20 protein-coding genes are annotated in these 25,004 nt (G+C 66.8%); 7 read left to right on the top strand and 13 right to left on the bottom strand.

Annotated elements, in window-relative coordinates; genetic code table 11:
* Window positions 1-20: 20 nt before the first annotated feature.
* The 3 genes from CXQ91_RS12975 to CXQ91_RS12965 are packed head-to-tail and all read right to left on the bottom strand — an operon-like array spanning window position 21 to window position 3,712.
* Window positions 21-1,655: an acyl CoA:acetate/3-ketoacid CoA transferase gene (locus tag CXQ91_RS12975; protein ID WP_104174322.1), complete on the bottom strand. Its 1,635-nt coding sequence runs from the start codon at window positions 1,653-1,655 to the stop codon at window positions 21-23.
* Between the two features lie 17 nt (window positions 1,656-1,672).
* The gene (locus tag CXQ91_RS12970) at window positions 1,673-2,683 is read right to left on the bottom strand and encodes a Gfo/Idh/MocA family protein (RefSeq protein ID WP_104174321.1); all 1,011 of its coding nucleotides are present in this window, start codon (window positions 2,681-2,683) and stop codon (window positions 1,673-1,675) included.
* Between the two features lie 9 nt (window positions 2,684-2,692).
* Entirely contained in the window at window positions 2,693-3,712 is a 1,020-nt protein-coding gene (locus CXQ91_RS12965; protein ID WP_104174320.1) for a LacI family DNA-binding transcriptional regulator, read from the bottom strand.
* A gap of 272 nt (window positions 3,713-3,984) precedes the next feature.
* On the opposite strand from CXQ91_RS12965, the gene CXQ91_RS12960 reads away from it, so the two are divergent.
* The 6 genes from CXQ91_RS12960 (at window position 3,985) to CXQ91_RS12935 (ending at window position 10,449) form a co-directional block, all read left to right on the top strand.
* Window positions 3,985-5,277 carry an ABC transporter substrate-binding protein gene (locus CXQ91_RS12960; RefSeq protein WP_104174319.1) on the top strand — a complete coding sequence of 431 codons (1,293 nt, stop codon included), beginning with the start codon at window positions 3,985-3,987 and terminating at the stop codon, window positions 5,275-5,277.
* Window positions 5,278-5,358: 81 nt separating this feature from the next.
* On the top strand, window positions 5,359-6,360 hold the full coding sequence (locus tag CXQ91_RS12955; protein WP_104174318.1) for a carbohydrate ABC transporter permease: 1,002 nt from the start codon (window positions 5,359-5,361) through the stop codon (window positions 6,358-6,360).
* A 2-nt stretch (window positions 6,361-6,362) separates the two neighbouring features.
* Window positions 6,363-7,271: a carbohydrate ABC transporter permease gene (locus tag CXQ91_RS12950; RefSeq protein ID WP_104174317.1), complete on the top strand. Its 909-nt coding sequence runs from the start codon at window positions 6,363-6,365 to the stop codon at window positions 7,269-7,271.
* Window positions 7,268-8,230, top strand: a complete 963-nt coding sequence (locus CXQ91_RS12945; RefSeq protein WP_104174316.1) for a sugar kinase — start codon at window positions 7,268-7,270, stop codon at window positions 8,228-8,230. Before CXQ91_RS12950 ends, CXQ91_RS12945 begins: the two co-directional genes overlap by 4 nt.
* A gap of 53 nt (window positions 8,231-8,283) precedes the next feature.
* Entirely contained in the window at window positions 8,284-8,970 is a 687-nt protein-coding gene (locus CXQ91_RS12940) for a bifunctional 4-hydroxy-2-oxoglutarate aldolase/2-dehydro-3-deoxy-phosphogluconate aldolase (RefSeq protein WP_104174315.1), read from the top strand.
* Between the two features lie 6 nt (window positions 8,971-8,976).
* The gene (locus CXQ91_RS12935; RefSeq protein ID WP_258073960.1) at window positions 8,977-10,449 is read left to right on the top strand and encodes an MFS transporter; all 1,473 of its coding nucleotides are present in this window, start codon (window positions 8,977-8,979) and stop codon (window positions 10,447-10,449) included.
* A gap of 7 nt (window positions 10,450-10,456) precedes the next feature.
* Here the strand turns inward: CXQ91_RS12935 and CXQ91_RS12930 are convergent, their stop codons facing one another.
* From CXQ91_RS12930 to bioB, 5 genes are all read right to left on the bottom strand, one after another.
* On the bottom strand, window positions 10,457-11,653 hold the full coding sequence (locus CXQ91_RS12930; protein WP_258073959.1) for a cytochrome P450: 1,197 nt from the start codon (window positions 11,651-11,653) through the stop codon (window positions 10,457-10,459).
* Complete coding sequence (bioD, locus tag CXQ91_RS12925) at window positions 11,650-12,327, bottom strand: dethiobiotin synthase (protein ID WP_104174313.1); 678 nt, start codon at window positions 12,325-12,327, stop codon at window positions 11,650-11,652. Before bioD ends, CXQ91_RS12930 begins: the two co-directional genes overlap by 4 nt.
* Window positions 12,324-13,496, bottom strand: a complete 1,173-nt coding sequence (locus CXQ91_RS12920) for an 8-amino-7-oxononanoate synthase (protein WP_104174312.1) — start codon at window positions 13,494-13,496, stop codon at window positions 12,324-12,326. The genes bioD and CXQ91_RS12920 overlap by 4 nt, the downstream gene beginning before the upstream one ends.
* An 8-nt stretch (window positions 13,497-13,504) precedes the next feature.
* On the bottom strand, window positions 13,505-14,866 hold the full coding sequence (locus CXQ91_RS12915; RefSeq protein ID WP_258073957.1) for an adenosylmethionine--8-amino-7-oxononanoate transaminase: 1,362 nt from the start codon (window positions 14,864-14,866) through the stop codon (window positions 13,505-13,507).
* Window positions 14,867-15,083: 217 nt separating this feature from the next.
* Entirely contained in the window at window positions 15,084-16,106 is a 1,023-nt protein-coding gene (gene bioB, locus CXQ91_RS12905) for a biotin synthase BioB (protein ID WP_104174309.1), read from the bottom strand.
* Between the two features lie 316 nt (window positions 16,107-16,422).
* Between bioB and CXQ91_RS12900 the strand changes: the two genes are divergently transcribed.
* Complete coding sequence (locus CXQ91_RS12900) at window positions 16,423-17,598, top strand: acyltransferase (protein ID WP_258073956.1); 1,176 nt, start codon at window positions 16,423-16,425, stop codon at window positions 17,596-17,598.
* Here CXQ91_RS12900 and CXQ91_RS12895 read toward each other — a convergent pair.
* From CXQ91_RS12895 to CXQ91_RS12875, 5 genes are read right to left on the bottom strand one after another with little or no spacing between them, the layout of a single operon-like run.
* The gene (locus CXQ91_RS12895; protein ID WP_258073955.1) at window positions 17,579-18,775 is read right to left on the bottom strand and encodes a VWA domain-containing protein; all 1,197 of its coding nucleotides are present in this window, start codon (window positions 18,773-18,775) and stop codon (window positions 17,579-17,581) included. The genes CXQ91_RS12900 and CXQ91_RS12895 overlap by 20 nt on opposite strands.
* Window positions 18,772-21,024 (bottom strand): DUF5682 family protein, encoded by a 2,253-nt coding sequence (locus CXQ91_RS12890; RefSeq protein WP_104174307.1) that lies wholly within the window; start codon window positions 21,022-21,024, stop codon window positions 18,772-18,774. The genes CXQ91_RS12895 and CXQ91_RS12890 overlap by 4 nt, the downstream gene beginning before the upstream one ends.
* A gap of 3 nt (window positions 21,025-21,027) precedes the next feature.
* The gene (locus CXQ91_RS12885; protein WP_104174306.1) at window positions 21,028-22,137 is read right to left on the bottom strand and encodes an AAA family ATPase; all 1,110 of its coding nucleotides are present in this window, start codon (window positions 22,135-22,137) and stop codon (window positions 21,028-21,030) included.
* Window positions 22,134-23,630 carry a DUF5691 domain-containing protein gene (locus CXQ91_RS12880; RefSeq protein ID WP_104174305.1) on the bottom strand — a complete coding sequence of 499 codons (1,497 nt, stop codon included), beginning with the start codon at window positions 23,628-23,630 and terminating at the stop codon, window positions 22,134-22,136. Before CXQ91_RS12880 ends, CXQ91_RS12885 begins: the two co-directional genes overlap by 4 nt.
* The gene (locus CXQ91_RS12875) at window positions 23,627-24,925 is read right to left on the bottom strand and encodes an SWIM zinc finger family protein (protein WP_104174304.1); all 1,299 of its coding nucleotides are present in this window, start codon (window positions 24,923-24,925) and stop codon (window positions 23,627-23,629) included. Before CXQ91_RS12875 ends, CXQ91_RS12880 begins: the two co-directional genes overlap by 4 nt.
* Window positions 24,926-25,004 lie beyond the last annotated feature (79 nt).

The following is a 25,004-nucleotide window of genomic DNA, read 5'->3' as shown; positions in this document are numbered from 1 at the left end:
TCAGGCGTTTCGGCCGCGCGTCAGTGCGCGGCCAGCGAGGCGGTGCGCTGTTCGATCCGCTCGTGCAGCGGCAGCGTCGGAAGGTGGAGGCCGACGGGGGCGTCGGCGAACAGGGCGAGGTCCATGGTTCGCAGGTCCGCGGAGACGATGAGCGGGAATTCACAGCGGTCCAGGACGTCCTTTTGCAGGTCGACGCCGGGGGCAATTTCAGTGACGACGAGGCCGTCGGCGGTCAGTTCCAACACCGCGCGTTCGGTGATGTATTTGATCTTCTGGCCGCGGGCCAGGGCCCGGGGTCCCGAGAATGTCACGGCCGAGACATCGTTGACAAGCTTTGTGAAGGGCCCGTCGGCCCGGATGTCCAGGCCGTTCGCGCCGGCGGCTATGTCCCGGCGTCCGGCAGTGAAGGCGCCCATAAAGATGATCTCCGGGGCCGACGACGTGATGTCGGCGAAGCCGCCGACGCCCGCGGTGACGTGGCGCTTTTTGGGCAGGTGATGGACGTTGACGTTGCCGTGCCGGTCGATTTCCAGGAAGGAAAGCAGCGAACGGTGGAAGCCGCCGCCCTGCAGGAGGGTGAACTGGTCGATGCTGGGCATGATCGCGTCGGGGTTCTGGGCGCAGCCGAACGCGAAGTCCAGCAGCGGAACGCCGCCGACGGCGCCCTGTTCGATGACCCAGCTGACTTCCCGTCCCTGGTTTTCTTCGACCAGGACGTGCGGGACGAGGGCGGAAACGCCGAAGCCGAGGTTCACGATTTCGCCTGCTTTGAGCTCCTGGGCGGCGCGGCGGGCAGTGATTTTCTCCAGGGAGAAGCCGATGTGGGGGAGCGAGCTCAGGGGCCTGCGCAGCTGACCCGAGATCGCGGGATCGTTGGGGGTCAGGGTGGTCTGCAGCTGGTCTACGGCGATCACAATGGCGTCTACGAGGATGCCGGGAACCTTCACATGCTGCGGGTGGAGGCTGCCGGCCTCAGCCAGGCGCTTGACCTGGGCGATGACGACGCCGCCGTTGTTGTGCGCGGCGTAGGCCAGGTCCAGAGCACCGAGCGGGGATCCTTCGTCCTCGAAAGTCAGGTTGCCGTATTCATCGGCGGTGGTGGCGCGGATGATCGCGACGTTGGGGATGATGGACGGGAAGAACAGCCATTCCTTCCCGGCCAGAGCGGCGGTTTCCACCAGGCCTGCGGGTGTGGTGCCGTTCATCCGTCCGCCCTGGAGGCGCGGGTCGATAAAGGTATCCAGGCCCACTTGGGTGAAGACGCCAGGCTGCTTGGCCGCCGCGGTGCGGTGCATCTGGTAGATGACGCCGGACGGGAAGTTGTACGCCTCCACTTCGTCGCGCTCGATCATCTGCCAGATCAGCGGCGGCTCCGCGCTCGAGGGTCCGGAGGGGTAGGACCCGGCGATGACCTTGCGGAGCAGCCCCGGCCGGGCGATGTGGTCGATGCCCTTGACGCCGTACATGTCGCCGGCGGCGATCGGGTGCACGGAAGTCAGGTTGACCGGGTGGGAGGTTTCCTCGAACCGCTGGCCGATTCCAGCCAGGACGCTGTCCGGACAACCGAGGGCGCTGGAGGAGCTGACGGTGATGACGTCGTCGTCGTTGATGAGGTCCGCTGCTTCGCGGGCGGTGAGGATCTGTACCTTCTGCATGGTGTTCTTTCTGGCTGTTAGTTGATGTGGACGGTGCGTCCGGAGTTTGCGGATTCCTGGGCGGCGAGGGCGACCTTGAGGGCCATCAGGCCGTCCCGGCCGGTCGCCGCAGGGCGGCCCGTGCCATCCACTGCTGCGATGAAGGCTCGCAGGCCGATGACGTAGAGGTCTTCTGAGCAGTCGACGTCGACCGCCCGGCTGCCTGACCCGGTGGTCAGGATGACCTGGCCCGGGGTGTCCTGCGTCATGGCGTCGGTGACCCGGATGGTGCCTTCCGTTCCGTGGACTTCCAGGGAGGTCCCGGCGTATCCGACGGTGAACGAGTCATGGGTCTGGGCCAGAACCGGTGGCAGGTCGTCCCGCTCGTAGCGGATGACGGTCATGGCGGCATCTTCCTGTCCTCCGGTGTTCCAGCCGGCCTGTTGGACGGCCAAGGCGGTGACTGCCACCGGCGTGCCCAGCAGCGGGTTCAGCACCGAAGCGTCGTGGCAGGTGATGTCCAGGATCACTCCGCTCCCGGGGGTGCCTTTCCCGAGCCGCCAGCCGCGGAGCCGTTCCGGCAGGAGCACCGCGTGGGCGATCTTGGCCGAGAGGACTGTGCCGATGGCGCCGGCCGCGACGAGATCGCGCACTGTGGCGTGCAGGGGGCTGCCGGGAAGGTGGTGGTTGGCGGCGAGCACCAAGCCCCTCTCCTCTGCCAGTTCCACCATGGCCTCGGCCTGGCCGGCTTCAAGGGCGAGTGGCTTCTCGCAGAGGACATGCTTTCCGGCGGTGAGCGCGCTGGTTGCCTGCTCGAAGTGCAAGGCGTTCGTGGAGGAGATGTAGACGGCGTCGATGTCCCAGCCCAGCAGACCGTCCAGTTCTGTGGTGAAGTTGGGCAGCCCGTGGACCGCGGCGAAGTCCCTGGCCCGGTCTGCCGACCCGCTGAAGACGCCAACCGTGTCACCGCCGCTGGCCCGGATAGCGCCGATGACCCGGGTGGCAGCGATGTCGCTGGCGCCGATCAGGCCCCATTTCAGTGCTGGCATTCTGTTCTCCTACGTTCGGGGTCGCCATTGGGCGGTGGAGGCTCTGACTTTCAGGGCCGGTTCAATGAGGGAACGCTGTGGTTGCAGCGCCGGGTCGCGGATACGGTTCAGCAGCAGCTCGGCTGCCCTGCGTCCGATCAGTTCGGGGTAGGTGGACACCGAAGTCAGCGGCGGCAGCAGCAGTTCGGCCATGGTGATGTCGTCGAAGCTGGCCACCGAGACGTCGCGGCCCGGGTCGAGGTTTCGCCGGCGCAGTTCGGCGTAGATTCCAAGGGCGACCGCGTCACTGTAGGCGACGATGCAGTCAGGCCAGATCCCCTGGTCAAGGACGCGGGCCACGCCTTCGGACCCGCCCGCAGCGTTGTTCGTTGTCGCGGCCGACAGGGAAGCATCGAACGCCACGCCACTTCCCGTAAACCCGGTTTCCAGGCCCTTGATCCGTTCGGTACGTGCCGAAGAATGCTCCGGGCCGCCGACCAACACCGCCGTTGACGCCCCCAGGGAGGACACGTGCTGTGCCAGTTGCTGGCCGGCAGCGACGTTGTCGGGGCCCACATAGTCCAGTTCCTCCGAGAAGTACCGGGCCAGCTGGACAACCGGCACGGAGGAACGGTCAATGATGCCGCAGACCGGGGCCAGCTCGGACCCTGTGGCCGGAAGCAGGAAAATGCCGTCGACCTGCTGTTGGACCATGGTCTCCAGCTGCAGGTACTGCCGCTCCACATCGTCCCTGCTGTACCCGACGAAGAGGGTGTATCCGGCGTCGTGCGCGGCCTCCTCGATGGTCATGGTCAGGCCCGCAAAATAGGGGTTGCGGATGTCCGTCACGATCAGTCCCAGGGTCATGGATTCGCTGCGGCGCATGTTCGCGGCCTGCCGGTTGTAGACATAGCCGAGTTCGGCCATGGCCAGCCGCACGCGGTCTGACGTTGCCTCCGGAATCCGCGGGTTTCCCCGCAGCACGAGCGATGCAGTAGATCGCGATACTCCAGCGGCCCTGCTGACATCATTCAGAGTCACTTTCTTCATTGCCTGTCCACCTCCCTTCAGGCTCGGTCTAATATTTCTACCACGTTTCTGATGTAGTTGGTAGACCGATCTAATAGAAATCCACCAGGGTAAAACCCCGATATAGGAGGATGTGAAGCTCGTCGGGTTCACATTGCATTGGAATCCACGGAGTTCCTCAGGGCAGACATGAGATATGTATTGCATCGATCTACTTAACTATGTAATCTGAATCACAACGCAGGCTCCAGCCGGGCCTTATCCGGCGTCTGACAACCCAAAGGAGAGTAGTCATGCGTGCACCTAACAAGCTCAGGATTTCGCTGGTCGCAACGGCAGCAGCAAGCCTCATTGCAGTAACCGGATGTTCCGCCAACGCCCCCGCCGGAAGCTCCACCGGGGGAGGCTCGGACAAACTCGAAATCACGTCCTGGTGGACCTCCGGTTCAGAGGCGGATGCGCTCAACGTGCTGATCGACGGCGTGAAGAAGTCCTCACCCGGGTTGTCCGTGGACAATGCGGCGGTCTCCGGCGGTGGCGGCGCCAACGCGCGACAGGCCCTGGCCGCGAGGCTGCAGGCCGGCAGCCCGCCGGATGCCTGGCAGGTACATCCCGCCGGGCAGCTGAAGAGTTACGTCGACGGCGGGCAGGTCGCTGACCTGACGGATTTGTGGACCGAGGGCAACTGGGCGTCCCAGATGCCCAAGGACGTGGCCGAAGCCCAGCAGGTCGACGGCAAGTATTACACCGTTCCGATCGGTGTCCACCGCGGCAACGTCTTGTGGACCAACCCGTCCGTGCTGGCCAAGGCCAACGTCAGGATCGACGCCGCTGCCGGCGTCGACGGACTCATCAGCAGCCTCAAGCAGGTCCAGGCCAGCGGAACCACGCCGGTCTGCCTCGGAGACAAGGACATCTTCGCCTCGGCCCAGCTGCTGGAGTCCCTCATCATGTCCCGGGCGGGTGCAGACAACTGGACGAAGCTGTTCACCGACGAGTATTCCTTCAACGCCCCCGAAGTGAAGCAGGCTCTGGAGGACTACAAGGCCATCCTGGCCCTTGCCAACAAGGATCACTCGGCCATCACCTGGGATGAAGCCGCCAAGAAGATGGCCGACGGCGACTGCGCCGTCAACCTGATGGGGGACTGGGCGTACGGTGAGCTGCTCAACGCCGGAAAGAAGCCCGGCCAGGACTTCGCCTGGGTGAGCTTCCCCGGCAAGGAGGACATCTTCGACTACGTCGGTGACGGTTTCTCCATCCCGGCCAACAATATTCCGCATGCCGAAGCCGCCCGGACGTGGCTGAAGACCCTGATGGACCCGAAGATCCAGACGGAATTCGCCGCCAAGAAGGGGTCAATCCCGGCGGTGACCTCCGCCGACATCTCCGGGCTGTCCGCATACCAGCAGGAAGCTGCCAAGAGCCTGGCCTCAGGGGCAGTGGTGTCTTCCCTGGCACACGCCCAGGCCGCCGGAGCCGAATTCGCCCAGACGTACGCAGACGCAGTTTCCACCTTCAACGGCAGCAGCAACATCGATGCCTTCATCGCCAGCATGACGCAGGCCCAGAAGACCCAGCTGTAACAGCCGGTCAGCCAACCAAGTCGGAAAGGGTGTGGCTGCAGGTCACTGCAGCCACACCCCCGGACAGGAAACAGTTCACTCATGACAACCTCAACAGCTCTGCCACCGGCACCGCCCGGCCCCCGGCCGAAGAAGCAAGTGCCCCACAACGTCAAGACATCCCGCCGGGCGGCCTGGATCTTCGCACCCAGCCTGCTCGTCAGCTTCCTCTTCGTCTACGTCTTCATCGGCATCACGGTCTACATCTCCCTGTCGAACTGGAAGATCGGAACCAGCCCGAACCTGACACTGCGCCAGCCGTTCGGAGGGACCTACGCCGAAATCGTCCAGGAACAGCGGTTCCAGGCAGATATCCGCAATGTGGTGATTTTCACGATCATCTTCCTGGTCCTGGCCATCCTCGGCGGACTGATCGCCGCCTTGTTCATCCACCACGTCTCGGTCGGCAAGGGCCTGTTCCGGACAGTCTTCCTCCTGCCGTACGCGCTGTCCTTCATCGTCACCGGTGTTGCCTGGCGCTGGATCTTTGCTCCCTCCACCGGAGTCAACGAAATCCTGCGGAGCATGGGAATCGAGAATCCTCCGGGATGGACCACCGACACCACGATCCTCGGAGCCCTGAACCACCCCTCAGGAACGGACTTCCTCAAAGTCCAGTTCGGTATTCCGGTGGCGCTGCTGCCCATTATCTTCGCGGCCGCATGGCAGCTCGTCGGCTTCGCCATGGCCATGTACCTTGCCGGGCTGGCCTCCATCCCGGAAGAACACCTCGAAGCCGCAAACGTTGATGGAGCAAACGTGTGGCAGCGCCTCCGCTACATCGTGCTTCCCCAGCTATGGCCCTCCACCATCACCTGTTTTGTACTCCTGCTTCACGTGGCCCTGAAAATCTTCGACCTCGTCGTCGCCATGTCAGGCTCCGGCCCCGGATTCGTCACCGACGTGCCCGGCATTTACATCTACAACTACCTCACCAGCCGTTACGACAAAGCCTCGGCAATGGCGATCATCCTGCTCCTGCTGACCCTCGTGGTGATCGTCCCCTACCTCGTACGCGGATACCGGAAAGAGCGAAAGGCATAGAAATGGCCGTCGAAACACTCGAACCGACACCGTCCCGAACAGCCCAGGCACCACGCCGGCGCCCCGGCAAGCTGGCCCCCAAGCCGCGCTCCTGGAGCATCCCCAAGACCCCGGGCGGCTGGATTGTCCTGGCTTTCTGTACCCTCGCGACGCTCGGCATGCTCGTGCCTGTCTACGTCATCATCACCACGGCACTTTCAGGAAGCACCGGGGCGCCGAACTTCTTCCTCGCCTTCCCGGATGCACCGAGCCTTGATGCCTTCAAAGGCGCCTGGACAAAGCTTCATGGGTCGCTCGTGAATTCTTTGCAGATCACTGTCCCTGCTGCACTGATCTCCTGCCTTCTGGGCTCGATCAACGGCTACGTCCTGTCCAAGTTCCCGTTCCGGGGATCCAACGCCCTCTTCACGGTTCTGCTCGTGGGCATGTTCATCCCATTCCAGGCCGTGATCATCCCCGTCTTCCAGTTCCTGAACATGCTGCATCTCCAAGGAAGCATCATCGGCCTGATCCTGGTCCACATCATCTACGGCATCCCGATCACCACCCTGATCTTCCGCAACTACTACGAGGGCATCCCCAGCGCCATCATCGAGGCTGCCTCCATCGACGGGGCAGGGATCTGGAAGACCTACATCCGGGTGATGCTCCCGCTCTCCGTGCCGGGCTTCGTCGTCGCGGGAATCTTCCAGTGCACCAACATCTGGAACGACTTCCTGTTCGGCTTCATCCTGGCCTCGCCGGCAGCGTGGCCCGCCACTGTGACCCTGAACAACCTCATTGGAACCACCACCGTTGACTACTCCGAGCTGATGGCCGGTGCAGTGCTCGTCGCCGCGCCAACCGTCCTGCTCTACCTTGTCCTGGGCAGGTTCTTTGTCAGCGGCCTCACTGCAGGAGCCGTGAAATGACCTTCCTGGACGTGCTCTGCGTTGGTGAAACCATGGCTGTGGTCACCCCCGCCAGGTCCGAGTCACTCAGCGAGGCTGATGAATGCCTGCTGGGCTTCGGGGGAGCCGAATCCAACGTCGCGGCCCATCTGGCCGAATTCGGCTACCGGACCGGCTGGGCCAGCCGCGTCGGCGAGGACCCGTTCGGCCAACGCATCCTGGGAGGCCTGGCCGCCCGCGGAGTGGACGTCAGCTTCGTCACCCGTGACAGTACATGCCCCACCGGAGTGTATTTCAAGGAGCCGGATCTGGGCCACGGAGCCAGGACGCTGTACTACCGGGCCGGGTCCGCGGCCTCCCGCATGGCGCCGGCCGATTCCGACGCCTGGCAACTGGAACAAACCGGCTGGATCCATACCAGCGGCATCAACGCCGCGCTGTCAGCCGGCTGCTCGGCGCTGGCAGAGCATCTTCTCGTGGAGGCACAGGCGAAGGGATACAAGGTCTCCTTCGACGTCAACTACCGACCCGCGTTATGGAGTGCTGACGTTGCGGGCCCGCGACTTCTGGAGCTGGCCGGCATGTCCTCCGTCGTCCTCGTGGGCCTGGATGAAGCTGAAACGTTGTGGGGCTGCACTGCGGCGGAACAGGTATCGGATCTCCTGCCCGGCCCGCGGCACCTGGTAATCAAGGACTCGGCAACGGAAGCAGTGGAGTTCGTCCGGGAAGAAAACCGCGAGGAACGTGTCCACCGGATGCCCGCCCACCGCGTCGACGTGGTCGAGCCTGTCGGCGCGGGCGATGCGTTCGCGGCCGGCTTCCTTGCCGGGCTGCTTCGCGGAGACAAGCCCGCGGACCGGCTCGCCCTGGGCCACTCATTTGCCGCTTGGACACTGGGGACGCGAGCCGACTTCCGCCCCGGACACGGCACCAAACCACGCGTCTACGAACACGGCAACCACCGGGCGGCGTACAGCTGACAGCACTATCTGCAGAACACCGACCCGCGGCACAACCCCTGAAAGAGAACACCTTGGTACACACATTGCTCAATGACTGGTTCGATGACGGCTTCTTCCGGGTCCCCGTCATCGCCGTGCTCCGCGGCCTTACCCCCGGGGAAGCGGTGCGGTCCGCCACGAGGGCCTGGGACGCTGGCGTCCAGCACGTCGAAGTCACCATCGAAACCCCGGACGCCGTCAGGACGCTGGCCGCCGTGGCCGGCGCCGCCTCAGAACGAGGTGTTGCGGTCGGCGCAGGCACCATCATCAGAATCGAGCAACTGGACGCGGCAGAGTCGGCCAATGCGTCATTTACAGTTTCTCCGGGCCTGGATGATGGCGTCATCCGGGAAAGCATCCGGCGCGGCATTCCGCACCTCCCCGGCGTGGCCACCCCCAGTGAAATTCTCCGTGCCAAGGCCTTTGGCCTCACCTGGCTCAAGGCGTTTCCTGCTTCCCTTCTCGGCCCCGGGTGGGTCACAGCCATGAAAGGCCCCTTCCCCGACATGCAGTTCATCGCCACGGGCGGCATGAAAGCGGCCAGCGCCCGGGACTACCTGTCGGCAGGTGTCAGCGTCGTTGGCCTGAGTTCGGACTTCTCCTCCGACGCGGGGTCCGCAGCCGTCCGTGAACTGCTTGCCTCAGTCACCGTCTCCGCCGCAGAACTCCTCTATCAGTCAGCCCGCCCGGCAAGAGACCTTGCCATTCACGATAGGTAATTCATAGTGTCAATCTACGACGACGCCAACGCCCCCGCTGGTGGCACGCCGGTGACCCGTACAGATCTGCTCCGTGCAGCCTGGGCAAGTTCCTTGGGCAGCGCCCTCGAGTACTACGACTTTGCCCTCTACAGCCTGGCTTCTGCGCTCGTCTTCGGCCCGCTCTTCTTCCCCGGCAGCAACCCGTCAACAGGGCTGATCCTTAGCTTCGGCACGTATTTCCTCGGGTTCGCGGTACGCCCACTCGGTGGAATCATCTTCGGCCGCCTCGGGGACCGGGTCGGACGGAAGTTCGTGCTCCTTGCCACCGTCACACTGATGGGCGGCGCCAGCACCCTCATCGGCGTCCTCCCGACCTATAACGGGTCCGCCGGCGACTGGTACGGCGGGGGAGTGGGGATCATCGCCCCGATCCTGCTTATCGCGCTCCGGCTTCTTCAGGGGCTCGGTGCAGGCGCGGAGATGGCCGGAGCGTCGATTCTCATGACCGAGTACGCTCCCCGGAAGGAGCGCGGGTTCTACGCCTCCCTTCCGTTCCTGGGCGTGCAGGTCGGAACGGTCACCGCTGCCCTGGTGTACTTCGTCCTGCTCAATGCCAACCAGGCTGTCAGGATCACCGACACCTGGCTGTGGCGGATTCCGTTCCTTGCGAGCGTGGTCATTCTGTTTGTCGCCATCTTTATCCGCCTGAAGCTCAAGGAATCGCCGACCTTCTCCACGCTTGAGGCCCACGAAATGATCGTGGAGAAGCCACTCCGCACACTGGTCAAAACTTCCCACAGGACACTCCTGCGCGGCATCGGGCTGCGGCTTGCGGAAAATGGCTCATCCTCCATGTACCAGGCCCTCGCCATCGGCTACGTCACCAGCGCGGCAGTAGGAGTGACGGGACCCATCGGCGCCTTGTCCTTGGTCTTCGCCGCCAGCCTGGGCGCCATTGTTGTCCCCATCGCCGGCAAGCTCTCCGACCACTTCGGACGGGTCAAGACCTACCGCGGATTCGCCGTATTCCAGCTCATCGCTGCGTTTCCCATCTGGTACGTCCTGAGCCTCGGAGATACCATCCTGACCATTGTGGTTCTCTCCCTCGGCCTCGGAATCGGCACCTGGGGCATGTTCGGCTCGCAGTGCGCCTTTATGTCCGAACTCTTCGGCTCCCGCCAGCGGTACCTCGGAGTCTCCGTCGCACGCGAGATCTCCGCCGTTATCTCAGGAGGCGTCGCGCCTCTCATCGGTGCCTGGATCATCTCCCTGGTCGTTGCGTCCAACGGCGGACCCGACGCCGCTGAAGCCGGACTGGGAGCATGGCTGCCGATAGCCGGATACCTCGCTCTGCTGACCGCCATCACCATCGTCGCCACGTTCTTCACCCCGGAAACGATCGGCCGCGACCTGGATGGCAGCCGGGACGCTATTGACGACCCGTCAACAATCGAGGCACACCGAATTGCAGATTACGCCGGCCGGATCACAGCCTAGGGGGGGCTCAACGTGGCCTGTCCGTCACCGTGACTGTCCGCGGGGCCTGGAAGGACAGCAGCCGGATCCGTTCGGGCTTGTGGTCCCGCAGCCGGATTCCGGGCAGTGCTGCAGCGGTTTCCTGGATGGTGACGGCTGCCTCCAGTTCCGCGAGCTTGGCCCCGAGGCACCGGTGGATGCCGGAGCCGAACACCAGGCCGTAGGCCGTTGATTGTCCGTTCCCGTCGGGTGAAGTAATGGGATTGCCGCTCAGTTCGAGGAGGATTTCGGCGCCGGCAGGGATCGGGGCGTCACCGAGGTTGGTGTCGTGGGCTGCCACGCGGCGCCAGGTGGGGACGGACGATTCGGTGGTGAGTACGTGCCGGACCATGGTCCTGGAGCCTGTTTCGGTGGCGGCCTCGTTCCAGCCGACGGGCGCGGATCCTTCGAGGAGCCGGAACAGGGTGGTGCTGATCAGCTGGGTGGTGGTTTCCTGTCCGGCGATCAGCAGGAAGTAGCCCAGCGAGCACATCTCCGGCGTGGACAGCCCGTGGTCGGCCAGGGATTTGAACAGGTTGCGTCCGGGGGCCGTCAGGGATTCCTGAACGAGCTTCCGCAGCCAGACGTAGAAGCCTGCGGCGCTGTGGGCCAGTTCGAGTTGCCGGTCCTCGTCGGGCCAGCCCCAGAACAGCTCCATGGAGTCAAGGCCCCACCGCTTGAGGTCCGCAAGATCCCGGACGGGCAGTCCGAGGAGTTCGAGCATGACGACTGCCGGTGGAAACGCCGCGACCGTGTGCACGAGGTCCACGTGGCCGGAGGAGTCGAGCCGGTCCGCAGCGTTCCGTGCTGCTTCCCGGGCCAGTTCCCGGATCCGCGGCTCCATGGCGGCGACTGTGGCGGGGGTGAAATAGCCCGCCACGACCTTGCGGATCCCGGCGTGCGTGGCCGTGTCGTTGCTCGCCAGCACAGGCGGCAACGCAAAGCCCACGCGCTGCAGCACTCGCAGGGCCGGTCCTTCCAGTGGCGTGACCGCGACCAGGGCATTGCCGGGGCTGAAGTCGGCAGGACGGTGCAGCACCTCACGGACCGCGTCCGGGTCACGCACCACGAGGTACGGGCACCGCGCCTGGCCGGCGCCGGCAGTCTGTCCCGGGGCCTCCGTCACTGCCGGTCCCGCCGGCACCGGCGTCTCCGCGGGGCGGGCGGTCATCATCGCCGCGTTCATGCGGGCAGGCCGTTCAGCCAGGCAGCTGCGCCGGCGCGGAAATCCGCCGGGGACAGTCCCGAGGCCTGCTCGGGAAGGGCGCCGAGGAAGGGCACCCGCAGCGATCCGAGCACCTGCCGGTTGCTGTGGTGCACAACATCCGGAAAGGGCGGCCAGCTTCCGAGCACCACCCCAACGACCTGCAGGTCCCGGGCGTCCAGCGCCTCGAGGGTCAGGGCCGTGTGGTTCAGGGTGCCGAGGGCAGGCCGCGCGACGAGCACGAACGCGGCTGCCAGGAGCGATCCGAGGTCCGCCAGGGTGCCGCCGTCGGAATCCAGTTCCACCAGCAGGCCGCCTGCGCCCTCAACCAGGACGTGGTCGTGGGACGCGGCCAGCGCGCGGACCTTCGCGGCGTGGGCAGCCACGCTGGGGAGCGGTGTTCGTTCGACGGCGGCCGCCGCGACGGGCGCCAGGGGTTGCTGCAGGACGATCCCGGTTTCTGCTGTCACGGCCCCGGCGAGCCGGACAATTTCGGCCGCGTCGGAATCGCCGTCGGCGGCTCCTGACTGGCACGGTTTGTACACTGCGACGCTGTGCCCCGTTCCGTGGAGGACGGCGGCGAGGGCCGCCGTCGTCATCGTTTTACCGACGCCGGTGTCCGTTCCGGTGACCAGGATGATGCCGGGCAGGTTCATGGAAGTTCCTCCAAAATGCCGCGCAGCACTGCGCAGCTGTCTTCGATTTCCTCGGGTGTAAGGGTAGCGCGGGCGGTGAGCCGCAGCCGTGAAATTCCGTCGGGAACGGACAGCGGGCGGAAGCAGCCAACCCGGACGCCGGACGCACGTGCGGCACCGGCAGCCGCCAGCGCTGCTTCGGCGGACGGCATGGCAATGGACTGGACGGCCCCCGATGATTGCTCGACGGCGGCCCGGTCGACGGCAGTGCCGCTGGCCGCAAGGGCAGGGGCGAGCCCGGCGGCCAGCGCCGCAGCGTTGCTACGGACGGCTCCCGCCCGCCAGGGCTCGTCCCGGATGATCCGGACTGCGGCGAGGGCCGCTGCGGCAGCGGCGGGCGCCAGGCCGGTGTCGAAGATGAAGCTCCGGGCCCGGTTAACGAGGTGTTCCCGCAGGAGGGGGGATCCCAGGACCGCGCCGCCCTGGCTGCCCAAGGCCTTGGACAGCGTCGCCGTCACGATCACGTTCGGATGCCCGGCAAGGTCTGTCCCGGCCACCGAGCCGCGGCCCTGGAAGGTGCCGGTGCCGGTGACGCCGAGGCTGTGCGCTTCGTCGATGAGCAGCACGGCGTCGTGATCCTCGGCCAGGGCCAGCAGGGCGGCGAGCGGGGCTTCGTCGCCCAGGACGCTGTAGAGGGATTCGACGGCGATCAGTGCGCGCGGTTCCGGCCGGCCGGCAAGCAGCCGGCCGGCCTCCTCCACGCTGTTGTGGGTGAACGATTCGGTGCGGGAGCGGCTGAGCCTGAATCCGTCGATCATCGAGGCGTGGCAGTGTTCGTCCGCGACGATCAGGGTCCCGGGGCCCCCGAGCGCCGTGATCACGCCGATGTTGGCCAGATAGCCGGAGGAGAACACCAGCGCCGTCTCCATCCCGGCCAGCATGGCCAGTTCCTGCTCGAGGTCCAGATGCAGCCGCGTGGTTCCGGCCACCAGGCGCGAGGACGTGGCGCCCGCACCCCACTGCAGCACGGCCGCCGCCGCGGCCCCGGTGACCCGAGGGTCCGCGGCGAGTCCCAGATAGTCGTTGCTGGCCAGGTCGATGAACTCTTCGTCCGCCGCGCGGACGAGCGGGCGGCGAACCAGGCCCCTGCGATCGCGGACCGCGGCCTGCCGCTCCAGCCACTTGATCATCGACGCGCTCATCCCAGGCCCCTTGACTGCGCCGGGACGCGCTCATGGACTTCGGCGACGGCCGCCGTCATGCCTGCGGTGATCTGCTCAATGTCCGCTGCGGTGCTGACGTACGGGGGCATGGTGTAGACGAGGTTCCGGAACGGCCGGACCCAGACCCCGTGCCCGATGGCTGCGGCAGTGACCGCCGTGACGTCGACGGCGTCGTGCAGCTCGATGACTCCGACGGCACCGATGGTGCGGACCTCCCGGACAGCCTCAAGTTCCAGGGCGGAGGATAGCCCCGATTCGAGGCCGGCGCCGATCCGCGCGACGTCGGCCCGCCAGCCGCCGTCGTCAATGATGCCAAGGCTGGCATTGGCCACCGCACACGCCAGCGGGTTCCCCATAAAGGTGGGACCGTGCAGCAGCGCCCCGGCCTCGCCGTTGGAAACCGTCGACGCAATCTCCCCGGTGCAGAGCATGGCGGCCAGCGTCAGGTACCCGCCGGTCAGGGCCTTGCCGACGCACATGATGTCCGGCACCACGCCGGCATGATCGGCCGCGAACAGCTCCCCGGTACGCCCGAAGCCCGTTGCGATCTCATCGAAGATGAGGAGCAGCCCGTGCCGGTCCGCCACCTCCCGCAGTACTGTCAGGCATACGGCCGGGTAGGCGTGCATCCCGCCGGCACCCTGCAGGACCGGTTCGACGATGATCGCTGCCAGCTCCCCGGAATGCGCAGCCGCAATGTCCGCGAGGTCGGATGCCCACGCCTGCACGGTTTCCGGGGTCGCGGAAGCAGCGGCCGGGGGACGCGGAGCAAAGACATTGCCGGCCAGCAGCCCCGGGAACGCGGAGTGCATGCCGTCCACAGGATCGCAGACCCCCATCGCCGCGAAAGTGTCGCCGTGGTACCCGCCACGGATGCTCAGGAACCGCTGCCTGGTTGGCCTGCCTGACGCGGTCTGGAACTGCACCGCCAGCTTCAGCGCCACCTCAACGGCTACCGAGCCCGAGTCCGCAAGGAACACCCGCTCCAAACCCGGCCTCCCTGGCACAATCGGTGCCATACCCACGAGCCGCTCGGCCAATTCCACCGCCGGAGCGTGCGTGAGCCCGCCGAACATCACATGGCTGAAACTCTCCAGCTGCCGCCGCGCGGCGGCGTCGAGCACCGGGTGGCGGTAGCCGTGGATCACCGACCACCACGAGGACATCGCATCAACCGCCTCGTGGCGTGCGCCGTCCTCGCCCCTAAGCTGCAGCCGGACGCCGTCGGCTCCCTCGACCTCCCAGAGCGGTAGCTCCGGGGACGCCGGTGCGTACGGGTGCCACAACCGCGCGCGGTCCCGCTGGATCAGGCCCGGCATTTCCGAATCCTGCCTCATGGTGCAAGCACCCCGTGGCGGGAGCATTCCGCTGACCAACCTGTTGGTGTGACCTGGACTTTCATGCGCCGCCGGCAGGCGGCGCAGTACCGCGGCGGCTCCATCGCGAGATGCTCGCCGCAGCGGCGGTGAACGTCCGACGTCGGGCTGGCGCCGCCGTCGGACGGTTCCCCGCAGTGCCCGCAGAACTCGGTGGTTGAGTTCGTCGAAACCTGGTTCATAGTGTCTTCTGGAGTTCCTTGATGGGCATGTTCAGCTCGACGAGCAGGTTCAGGTCCGCGGTTGCCGGGCGGCCCAGGGTGGTGAGGTAGTTCCCGACGATGACGGCGTTGATGCCGCCCATGAGGCCTTCGCGGGTGCCGAGGTCCCCGAGGGTCAGTTCCCGGCCGCCGGCGTAGCGCAGCACGGTGCGGGGCATGGCCAGGCGGAACGCGGCGATCGCGCGGAGGGCGTCCTTGCCGTCCATGATGCCCTGGTTTTCCAGCGGGGTGCCGGGGCGGGGGTTGAGGAAGTTCAGCGGGACTTCGTGCGGTTCCAGGGCTGCGAGCTGGACGGCGAGTTCCGCGCGCTGCTCCAGGGATTCGCCCATCCCGATCAGGGCGCCGCAGCACAGTTCCATGCCGGCGGCCTTGACCATGTTGCAGGTCTCCAGGCGTTCTTCGTAGCTGTGCGTGGTGACGACGTCGGGGAAGTAGCTGCGGGCGGTTTCGAGGTTGTGGTTGTAGCGGTGCACGCCCCATTCGGCGAGCTGGTCCACCTGCCGCTGGGTGAGCATGCCCAGGGAACAGGCGATGTTGATCTCCACGGCTTCGTTGATGCGGTCGATCGCGAACTTGATCTGGTTCATCAGCTTGATGTCCGGTCCGCGGACCGCGGCGACGATGCAGAACTCGGTGGCGCCGGTGGCGGCCGTTTCCTTCGCGGCTTTGACAAGTTCGGGGATGTCCAGCCAGACGCCGCGGACGGGGGAGTCGAACAGGCCGGACTGGCTGCAGAAGTGGCAGTCCTCGGGGCAGCCGCCGGTCTTGATGGAGATGATGCCCTCGACTTCGACGTCCTCGCCGCAGTGCTTGAGCCGGACTTCGTGGGCCAGCTGCAGGGTCGCAGGCAGGGCGTCGTCCGGGAGCCGGAGCACTTCCTCGAGCTGCGCCTGGGTCAGGCCGATGCCGTCGTCGAGGACCTGCCGGCGGGCGGTTTCCAGGATCTCGTAGGTTGTGGGGAGGTTTGCCTGAATCGTCATTGACGGGTCCTTTGCGTTCGGGAAGTTGCGGATATTCCTCCGAACCGACGCTAGTTCCCCGTTGGAGGCAAGATTTTGTTGGGTCCCGACAATGAGGGGAACGTGACTTTAGACGGACCATCCTGCGGCCCGCCCGTGTGCGCCCGTCGGAGCCCTCCACCGGCCGAAGGTCAGGATTCGTCCAGCCAGGCAGGGAATACTGGGAGAAGTCGCGTGGTCTGGGGCCCGGACTCACAATTCATGTCAACAGGCAAGTGCCGGTTCTTGCCCTGATTCAGCTGACGTTGGAACCGGCCAGAGATAGCCACGGAGGCATATGACGTTGCTGGTTGGTGGAACCGTCGAGACGGCCGCCCGTAAGGGCGCAGGACAGAGCACCGGACAGAGCGCCGGACAAGCTCCGGTGCGGCAAAGGCTGGACGGCCTCGATGTCCTTCGCGGCGCTGCCGTCGGTGCGGTTCTGATGGGACATTCATGGCCGGGGGTATTTCAAGGAGCCGGCATCGTCGGCGTGATTGTCTTCTTCGTGCTGAGCGGTTACCTGATCACAGGTGTGCTGATCAGGGACGTCGAACAACATCGCAAAGTCCGTTACGGCCGCTTTTACGCGCACCGGGCCTTCCGCCTGTTGCCGGCACTTATGGCCTTCCTTGGTGTCTACGCCATCGTGGAACTGACGGCCGATGTGCTCGGGGACCGTTCCAAGGGAATCATCGGCTACACGCTCCTCGCCGGTTTCGGCTACCTCAAAGACCTGCCGCTGCCCTTCGACGTCAGCATGGCCATCGGACCGCTCTGGACGCTGGCGGTGGAAGAACAGTTCTACCTGATCTGGCCGGCGTTGCTGGTCATCGCCCTGCGGAGGAACCGCCAGGGACGGCTGATCGGCTGGTCCGCCGCCGTCGTCCTTTCACTGATGACTGCCAGTGTGCTGGCGATGCTGATCCTGGCACCGAACCTTCATTCCCTGGTCTACGCGCTTCCGACGACGTGGGGTCTGGGGCTGATCATCGGTTCGGCGCTGCGCCTCTACAGGGTCCGGATGTTCAGCTGGTTCTCCGGCCGCCGGCGCAGGGGGGTGGCCCTGCTGGGCTCGGTCCTTGTCCTGGCCGCGTTGGTGTTCTTCCCCAAGGCCAACGAATCGCCGGCCTTCTTCTTCGTTGGCGGCCCGCTGGCCATGGCTGCGGCCGCCGTCCTGGTGGTACTGGCCGCGTCCCGGACGCGCATCATGCCCAGGTGGACGCGTGCGTTGCAGCTCCTGGGCATGGTCTCCTACGCGGCGTACCTCTGGAACTACATCGTGATCCTTTGGCTCAATGGCGGATCAACGGCCGACCTGCCGCCCCTCGTGGCCGTGACGGCAATCCTGCTGACCCTGCTGCTGGCCGTCGTCAGCTGGCACACCGTCGAAAAGCTGGGACGCATCGGGCGCGACCGCTTCGACAAGTACTACGAGGCAAGGGCCGACGCCACTACTTTTCGTGGCTCGTAGCGATGTCGTGCGAGGCGGCCCATTCGCTGACGTCCCGGCGTTCGATCGCGGCGGCCATCAGCTCGGGAAACAGATCCGGGGTGCAGGCGAAGGCCGGGACGCCGATTCCGGCAAGGGCCGCGGCATGGTTGGAGTCGAACGAGGGATGACCGCTGTCACTCAGGGCCAGTAGGGCAATCAAAGTGGCTCCCGATCCGACGATTGCGCCGGCACGCCGCAGCATCTCCTCAACAATTCCGCCCTCGTAGAGATCGCTGATCAAGACCAGAATCGTCTCTGTCGGTTGGGTGATCTGAGACTGGCAGTAGGCGAGCGCCCGGTTGATGTCCGTGCCGCCGCCGAGTTGCACGCCGAAGAGCACATCCACCGGATCATCCATGTCGTCAGTCAGGTCCACCACCTCGGTGTCAAAGACCACCAGCCGGGTGCGCACGGACCGCAGCGAGCTGAGCACCGCCCCGAACACGCTGGAATACACCACAGATTCGGCCATCGAACCGGACTGGTCGATGCACAGGATGATCTCGCGCTGCACCTCGGTGCTGCGCCGGGCATAGCCGACCAGCCGCTCGGGCACCACGGTGCGATAGTCGGGCTGGTAGTTCTTAAGGTTCGCGCCGATGGTGCGGTTCCAGTCGATATCCCGATGCCGGGGCCGCCGGGTGCGTGCCGCACGGTTCAATGCCCCGGAGACGGCCTGAACCGTCTTGGCGCGCAGGCGATCCTCCAATTCGATGGTCACCTGCCGGACCACCGCCCTGGCGGTCTCGCGGGAATGCTCGGGGATAACACGGCCGAGACCGACGAGGGTGCTGACCAGGCCGATATCAGGCTGCACCGTGCGGAGCATCTCCGGTTCGAGGAGGAGCTGCCGCAAGCCGAGCCGGTCCATGGCGTCGGCCTGCATCACCTGGACCACCGTGGACGGGAAATAGCCGCGAATGTCCCCGAGCCATCGGGCCACCCGCGGGCTGGACGCGCCGAGGCCGCCCGGCCTCGATTTCGGGGCCCCGTATAGGTCCTCCAGCGCCTTGTCACGGCGGGCGTCAGCGGCCGAGAGCTCCACGCTTTGACCACCGTCCGTGACGACGCCGTCGGCTTCGTGCCCGCCGAGCACCAGCCGCCAGCGGCTGAGCCGGTCGCGGCCGTCACCTCGATCCGGGTTCGCGTCGGTCACGCTATCGCCTCCCATCCCAGATACCTGGCCATCGTGCGGATCGCAGGGCCCGCGCCCCTTATCTCAAGCGCGGCGGTGTCGGGGCTTTGCGCGGGCCCGCGTCCTCGGCTCACCTGCTCGCCGATCTCCCGCCGCTCCGGACGGCTGAAGGCGGAGAATGTCCTGCGCAGCAGGGGCAGGACGTCGTCGAAGACCTCGTCCCGCACACCGGCGACCCAGTCGTCGACGAGCTCCAGGAGGTGCTGATCATGAATCAGCAGCACTGCGTCGCCGGACAGCAGTCCGTCCAGCCAGGCGGCGGCCTCGGGCGCCGGCGTGGCGACCGAGAGCCGGCGGCTGAGCCGGGCCGCGACCTCATCCCGCTCCACCAGGCCCGCGTCCATCAGCAGGCGCGTGGCCCGTCCGGCGACGGACCCGTGGATCCGGTCTGAACCGGCGACGGCGGCCAAGGCCCGGTGCCAGTCGTCCAGGGGCAGCTCCGGCAGCAATGACAAGCCGTACTGCGCCGAGTCGATGGCGCGCCGCATGGCTGTCGCGGCGGCATCGTCCAGCCCGGCGCAGGCGGTAGGCAGGCCGACGCATGCCCGCACCACCGTCGCGTCGAGGATCCGCTGTACGCCGGTGACGTCCACACCGCGCACATTGCCATACCGGCAGGTCCGGGCGAGCGGGGCTATCGTTTCCAGCAGCGGGACCACATCCTGCTGCACGGCGGTTCGCTCGGCCAGTACCGACACCACGGCGCTGATTCCGTCCGGCAGGTCCGCGAGCAGGCAATTGGCAAGCAGTTCGCTGAGGTCGGCCAGGCTGCTTCCCGGGCCCTGGGCGTGTTCCGCCACCCACGTCGCCGCCGCCGTAGCGATGGTGGTGCCGTAGCGGCTGGCGTCCACCACTGCGACGGCGAGTTCCGGCTGCCAGAGGAGGGTCCATGCCTCCTTGAACGTGCCAGTGGTACGGCCGGTGTCGGCGGGTGTGCCCCAATCAACACCGAGCAGTGCCAGCCGGTGCAGCAGGACCGAACGGGCCAGCTGGTTCGGTTTGCGGAGGTCGATTGTCAGGAACTCTTCCAGCACGCTGGGCTGCAGGCGCAGGCGACGCTGGGTCGCGGCGAGGTCAGCGGCCAGCGGGACGGTGGGCGCTGACTCCGGCACGCTTCCCAGTTCGTTGCCGACGGTGAGCTCGCGGTGCACGAGTGCCAGTGGGAGCGGTGAACCGTCACAGAGAACAGCTTGCGCGGCATCGTCCAGCTCCGTCAGGCCCGGGCTGGGGCGGCCGCGGACGGCGGCCAGGGCGCTGGCCAGCCGGCTGGCCTCCACCACGGAAGCCGTCGAGGCGTCGAGGTTTTCCCGGCGCAGGGTTTGCGCGACCCGGACCAGCCACGTGGTGGCCACATCAGCCGTGGAGTCCCGGGCAGTCCAGTGGGCGAAGAGGTGCTGGTACCAGCCAGGCGCCGTGACGCCCGCCCCGTATCCGGTTTGCAGGCTGAGCCGACCCGACGTCCACGGCACCCACGTGACGGCGACCCTGATCTTGGGCAAACCGGCCAGCACCTTGTTGTCCGCCGCCGCCGGAGGAAAGTTCGCCGGAACCAGCGCGGGGGCGTGATAAGCCCCGCACACCACGGCGATCCGCGCGTGCCCGTCGCGGATGGCGGCACGCAGCAGCCGCCGCATCGCAGCTTCGCGCCGATTGTTCTCGGCGACGTCCGCGTGGTCGGCCGGCCGGTTGTCAACGGCGCGGATCTCCGCGATGGCTTCGGTAATGGCCGCGAACCTGTTGAGTGGGTCGGCAATGCGGTGCTCGACGGCGTCCTCCCACCAGCGCTCCGCGTCGCTGTACCCGGCTGCCTGGGCCAGCATCGCAATGGCATCCGGCCGGTAGGGCTGTTGCGGCGGAGCAGCGGGTTCGGCGTCGTCCACTGCTGTGTGCAGCGCGAAGCTGTTTGCTGCCGGCAGGTCAATCGTCCGCACAGGGGTTCCCGTCGACGCAGCCCAGCGGAACGCCACCCACTCCGGGGAAAATTCGGCCAAAGGGTAGAACGAGGCCAGCCTGGGCTGATCGGCCGCGTAGATGAGTGCCGCCACAGGCGGAACCATCGCCGGATCGGAGACCAGCGGGACTACCAGGTCGAGTTCGGGCGGGCCCTCGATCAGCACCAGGTCAGGCCGGAGGGTCGCCAGGGCCTCGGCCACCGAGCGCGCCGAACCGGGCCCATGGTGCCGGATCCCCAGGACGTGGACGTCTGTCATTGATCAGTTCGTGGACTCTAGGTCGCGGCAGGCCCGGTAGAGGTCCTTCCATTCCGGCCGGTTGCGGACCACGGTTTCCAGGTACTCCTGCCAGATCACCCGGTCCTGGACCGGATCCTTGACCACCGCGCCGACCAGGCTCGCCGCTACGTCCGCGGCGCGGACGCTGCCGTCACCGAAGTGGGCTGCCAGGGACAGGCCATTCGTCATGACAGAGATCGCTTCTGCCGTGGACAGGGTTGCCGATGGCGATTTGAGGGTGGTCCGCTGATCCTGGGTGAGGCCGGCGCGCAGTTCCCGCATCACCGTGACCACCCGGCGGATCTCAGAGAGTGCCGCAAGGTCGGCCGGGAGCTCTAGTGCTGCCCCAAGGCTCCGCACGCGGGTGGTGACGATCTCGACTTCCTGGTCGAGGCTGTCGGGCAGCGGCAGCACCACAGTGTTGAACCGGCGGCGCAGCGCCGATGACAGATCGTTGACGCCCTTGTCGCGGTTGTTCGCTGTGGCAATGACGTTGAATCCCTTGATCGCCTGCACCTCCGCGTTGAGTTCGGGGATGGGCAGGGTCTTCTCGCTCATGATCGTGATGAGGGAATCCTGCACGTCAGACGGGATCCGGGTGAGTTCTTCCACCCGCACCAGGCTGCCTGACTCCATGGCCCGCATCACCGGCCCGGCCACCAGGGCCGCCCGGGAAGGGCCGTCGGCGAGCAGCCGCGCGTAGTTCCAGCCGTACCGCAATGCCTCTTCCGGAGTGCCTGCGGTGCCCTGCACCACCAACGTGGAGGTGCCCGAGATCGCCGCCGCCAGATGCTCGCCCATCCAGGTCTTGGCAGTCCCCGGAACGCCGAGCAGCAACAGTCCCCGGTCAGTGGCAAGTGACGCCACGGCGATTTCCACCAGCCGGGACGATCCCAGGTACTTCGGGCTGACCTGCGTGCCGTCCGGCAGCGTGCCGCCAAGGATGTAAGTGGCGACCGCCCAGGGGGACAGCCGCCAGCTGGGCGGCCGGGGTCGATCGTCGACGGCGGCCAGGGCCTGGAGTTCGTCGGCGTAGGCGGTTTCCGCGTGGGCGCGGAGAATCTCCGGGGCAGCAGTCTGGGCATCGGTCATTGGAAGGCCTCCGTCAGCGATTGTCGGAACGATTGGTATTGCACGACGTCACGAAACACGCGGCGCCGAGGGGCGTCGTCGTCGGAACGTTGCAGCAGGCGGCGGCACTGATCTGCCGTGCCGGGCGGCAGGGCCATCGGCAGGAATCCCGACACCATTGCGGTGAGCTGGCCGCCGTTCTTTGCCGTGAGCAGCTCGAGAACTGCGGCGGCCAAGGGCGCGCCCCACGGCCTCGGCAGCTCGCGCAGCAAGGGGACCAGCGCCGTAGACTGTGCCGTGCCGCTACGGATGTGGCGCAGGACTGCGTCCTCCCGTGCGGCTGCCGGCAGGCAGCCCAGGAGCCGCGTATCGGTGCGGAGATCGAGCAGTGCGCGCACCCACTCGGTGTCGGTCCGGAGGGCGGCGGCGACGACTAGTGCGTCGATCACACGTGGTTCGCCGTCAAGCATTGCCAGAGTTGCTGCCGGGCTGCGGCCGGAGACAGTTGTCCAGACGTCGAGCGGGGCACCGCGGATGATCGTGTCCAGCCGGCCCAGCCGGTCGGGTTCGGCGGCGCGCGGGGCCTGGGCAATCCCGTCGCGCAGGGCTGCGGCGTCCGGATCCGGTGGCAGGTCAATCTCGAACTGCTTGCGCAGTAGCCCCTTGACGCGCAGCAGGGGCCTCAGGCGCGTTGCCATGCGGTTGGCGCGGGCGCTCGTGGGGAGCCGGCCAAGGAGGTCGGCGGCGAGGTCCCGCACGCTCTTTGCTTTGTCGTCCAGGGCATTTTCCAGCAGGTCTTCGTCGGCGGGTTCGAGGTTGATCGCGAACGCGGCCACATGGGCGGCGCGTTCCCGGGCACTGAGGGTGTCCCAGTGCGCGTGTAGCAGCTCGCGTGCGGTGGCCGGGTCGCTGCGCCGGAGCCGTTCCAGTTCGGCTGTGGCGCCAGCCGTCGTCAGCTCGGCCCAGTCGTACGTCGTCGCGGCGCGCTGTCCGGTATCCTGCGGACCGGATCCCTTGGGAGCGTGCCCCCTCGGCCCGGAACCCTGTTGCCTGAGGCCCTGAAGCCAGCGGCCCCGGGTTCCGATGACAAGTTGCATGTGCTCCGCCACGGCTGGCTTGGTGTCAGCCAGGGCGAGCAGTGCCGGGAGCAACCGGTGCGGAACCCGCCGTCCGGACGCAGCCGCGAACTGCAGCCAGTCTGTGACCAGCTGCGTCCGTAGTTCCGGGCCAACCGGAGGCTGGTTGAGTAGGAGGTCCAACAGCCGCACGGCGTCAGCGGAGGCCTGCGGGGCATCGTCCGGTGGAGCCGGATCAGGCAGTTGGGCAGTGTCCACGATGCCGGGGCGGCGGGCAGCCCGGGTGACGACATCGGCCACCGCCGCCTGGTCGAGCAGCAATTCCTCGCGCGACAGGCCATCGGGTGGGCGGAACTTCAACTCGGCAGCTGGAACGGGTACCGCGTGCCGCCCCGTGCCGACGAGCGCTGAGCTGCGGAGCTCCGCCAGCCACGTCATGGCGTGACCACCGCTCCATCGACGACGACGGACAGCGGCCGTACGCGGCCGTCCTCCAGTTCTCCAAACACGTGGATCGGATGGCTGCCGGTCAGCGCCAGCAGGGAGTCCGCGGGCGCGCCGACCAAAGGGAGGGCGTCGCCGGCACTGTCCAGCAGCCAGCCAGGCTCACCCGGACAGACACGCACCCCGGCGAAGAGCACGGGGTGGCGCCCGCGCCACGGCGAGAGCGCCACCGCAGCCGATTCCAAGTCCAACGCCTGGGCAATGCTGCAGCCCTCACCGAGGCCGTCGGCCAATCCCCGCGGGGCTATCGGACTGGTGAACATCGCCCGCTGCGGTGCGGAGCCGGGATACCGTGCGACGGCGACGTCCAACAGGGCGCCCGCGAGCTGGGGTGTCGCGAGGACTTCACCCTGGGCGGCAAAATCGAGCACCAGCACCACCGTTCCGTCGGGTCCGCGCAGCCAGGTACGTTGCTGCTGGAGCCGACCGTCATCACTGCGGTGGGCACCGAGCACCAGCCACGGACCGGGGAGGGCCTCCGAGGACTGGACCTCGGCCGACGCAGTTGCCCACCCTACTGCCACCCGAAGGTCGGCAAACTCAGCGGGAGTCAGTTCGTCCCGTATGCTCCAGGCTTTGGTCATGGCCCACCAGCGGCCGGATCGCAGGAGCAGGTGGTCAGCCCAATCGGCCCGGGCATGGACATCCGAACCCATTGCCCGCACTTGCTCGGCCAGACCCGGCAGCTGCGCGTCGACCAAGCGTCCTGCCACACCGTCCCACCAGGAATACGGTTGGTTGCGGGCGGAGGCCAGGCCGGTCCGTACAAGGTCCGTCAGCCAGCGGGCGAAGTCGGCGATCCCCGCATCCATCAGCGCCAGCCTGTCAGCGAGCCGCTTCGCCTGTGCTGCCGGATCCGTCTGCTGCTCCGACTGGCGGCGCTCCCGGGCGACCGCCCGGTCCGCCCGCTGGGCGGCCCATTCCTCAGCGAAGCCGGCAGTCTCCGAGCCGCCGTCGGCCAATTCCTCCCGGGCCCATAGAAGAAGCAGCGCCAGCGCGTGCTTGCACGGGAACTTCCGGCTCGGACACGAGCACCGGTATGCGGGAGCGGCGATGTCCACGCTCACCTGATAGGGAGTCTGTCCGCTGCCCTGGCACTTGCCCCAGACCAGGACGTCGTTGCTGCCTGTTTCGGACCATGGACCCGGACGGGTCAGCTTTCGGGCGGCTGCCAGGGAAGATGGGTCGGGCGCGGCGCTGATCACTTTCTCCTCGCTCCAACGCCCCATGTGGCACATTCTGCCTGACGTCCCCGGCTCCGCAACAGATGCACGGCGGTGTGGCGGCCGGGAGAAGCCGCGGCTGACC

Origin of the sequence: Arthrobacter sp. Y81, from assembly GCF_002929335.1 — a bacterium.
GTDB lineage: Bacteria > Actinomycetota > Actinomycetes > Actinomycetales > Micrococcaceae > Arthrobacter.
The sequence above is the reverse complement of the archived record's forward strand: the minus strand, read 5'-3'. Positions and strand labels throughout refer to the sequence as shown.

Coding starts and splice junctions, on each gene's coding strand:
- CXQ91_RS12975 (WP_104174322.1), bottom strand. CDS start 1,655: ATGCAGAAGGTACAGATCCTCACCGCCCGCGAAGCAGCGGACCTCATC.
- CXQ91_RS12970 (WP_104174321.1), bottom strand. CDS start 2,683: ATGCCAGCACTGAAATGGGGCCTGATCGGCGCCAGCGACATCGCTGCC.
- CXQ91_RS12965 (WP_104174320.1), bottom strand. CDS start 3,712: ATGAAGAAAGTGACTCTGAATGATGTCAGCAGGGCCGCTGGAGTATCG.
- CXQ91_RS12960 (WP_104174319.1), top strand. CDS start 3,985: ATGCGTGCACCTAACAAGCTCAGGATTTCGCTGGTCGCAACGGCAGCA.
- CXQ91_RS12955 (WP_104174318.1), top strand. CDS start 5,359: ATGACAACCTCAACAGCTCTGCCACCGGCACCGCCCGGCCCCCGGCCG.
- CXQ91_RS12950 (WP_104174317.1), top strand. CDS start 6,363: ATGGCCGTCGAAACACTCGAACCGACACCGTCCCGAACAGCCCAGGCA.
- CXQ91_RS12945 (WP_104174316.1), top strand. CDS start 7,268: ATGACCTTCCTGGACGTGCTCTGCGTTGGTGAAACCATGGCTGTGGTC.
- CXQ91_RS12930 (WP_258073959.1), bottom strand. CDS start 11,653: ATGAACGCGGCGATGATGACCGCCCGCCCCGCGGAGACGCCGGTGCCG.
- bioD (WP_104174313.1), bottom strand. CDS start 12,327: ATGAACCTGCCCGGCATCATCCTGGTCACCGGAACGGACACCGGCGTC.
- CXQ91_RS12920 (WP_104174312.1), bottom strand. CDS start 13,496: ATGATCAAGTGGCTGGAGCGGCAGGCCGCGGTCCGCGATCGCAGGGGC.
- CXQ91_RS12915 (WP_258073957.1), bottom strand. CDS start 14,866: ATGAGGCAGGATTCGGAAATGCCGGGCCTGATCCAGCGGGACCGCGCG.
- bioB (WP_104174309.1), bottom strand. CDS start 16,106: ATGACGATTCAGGCAAACCTCCCCACAACCTACGAGATCCTGGAAACC.
- CXQ91_RS12900 (WP_258073956.1), top strand. CDS start 16,423: ATGACGTTGCTGGTTGGTGGAACCGTCGAGACGGCCGCCCGTAAGGGC.
- CXQ91_RS12890 (WP_104174307.1), bottom strand. CDS start 21,024: ATGACAGACGTCCACGTCCTGGGGATCCGGCACCATGGGCCCGGTTCG.
- CXQ91_RS12885 (WP_104174306.1), bottom strand. CDS start 22,137: ATGACCGATGCCCAGACTGCTGCCCCGGAGATTCTCCGCGCCCACGCG.
- CXQ91_RS12880 (WP_104174305.1), bottom strand. CDS start 23,630: ATGACGTGGCTGGCGGAGCTCCGCAGCTCAGCGCTCGTCGGCACGGGG.
- CXQ91_RS12875 (WP_104174304.1), bottom strand. CDS start 24,925: ATGGGGCGTTGGAGCGAGGAGAAAGTGATCAGCGCCGCGCCCGACCCA.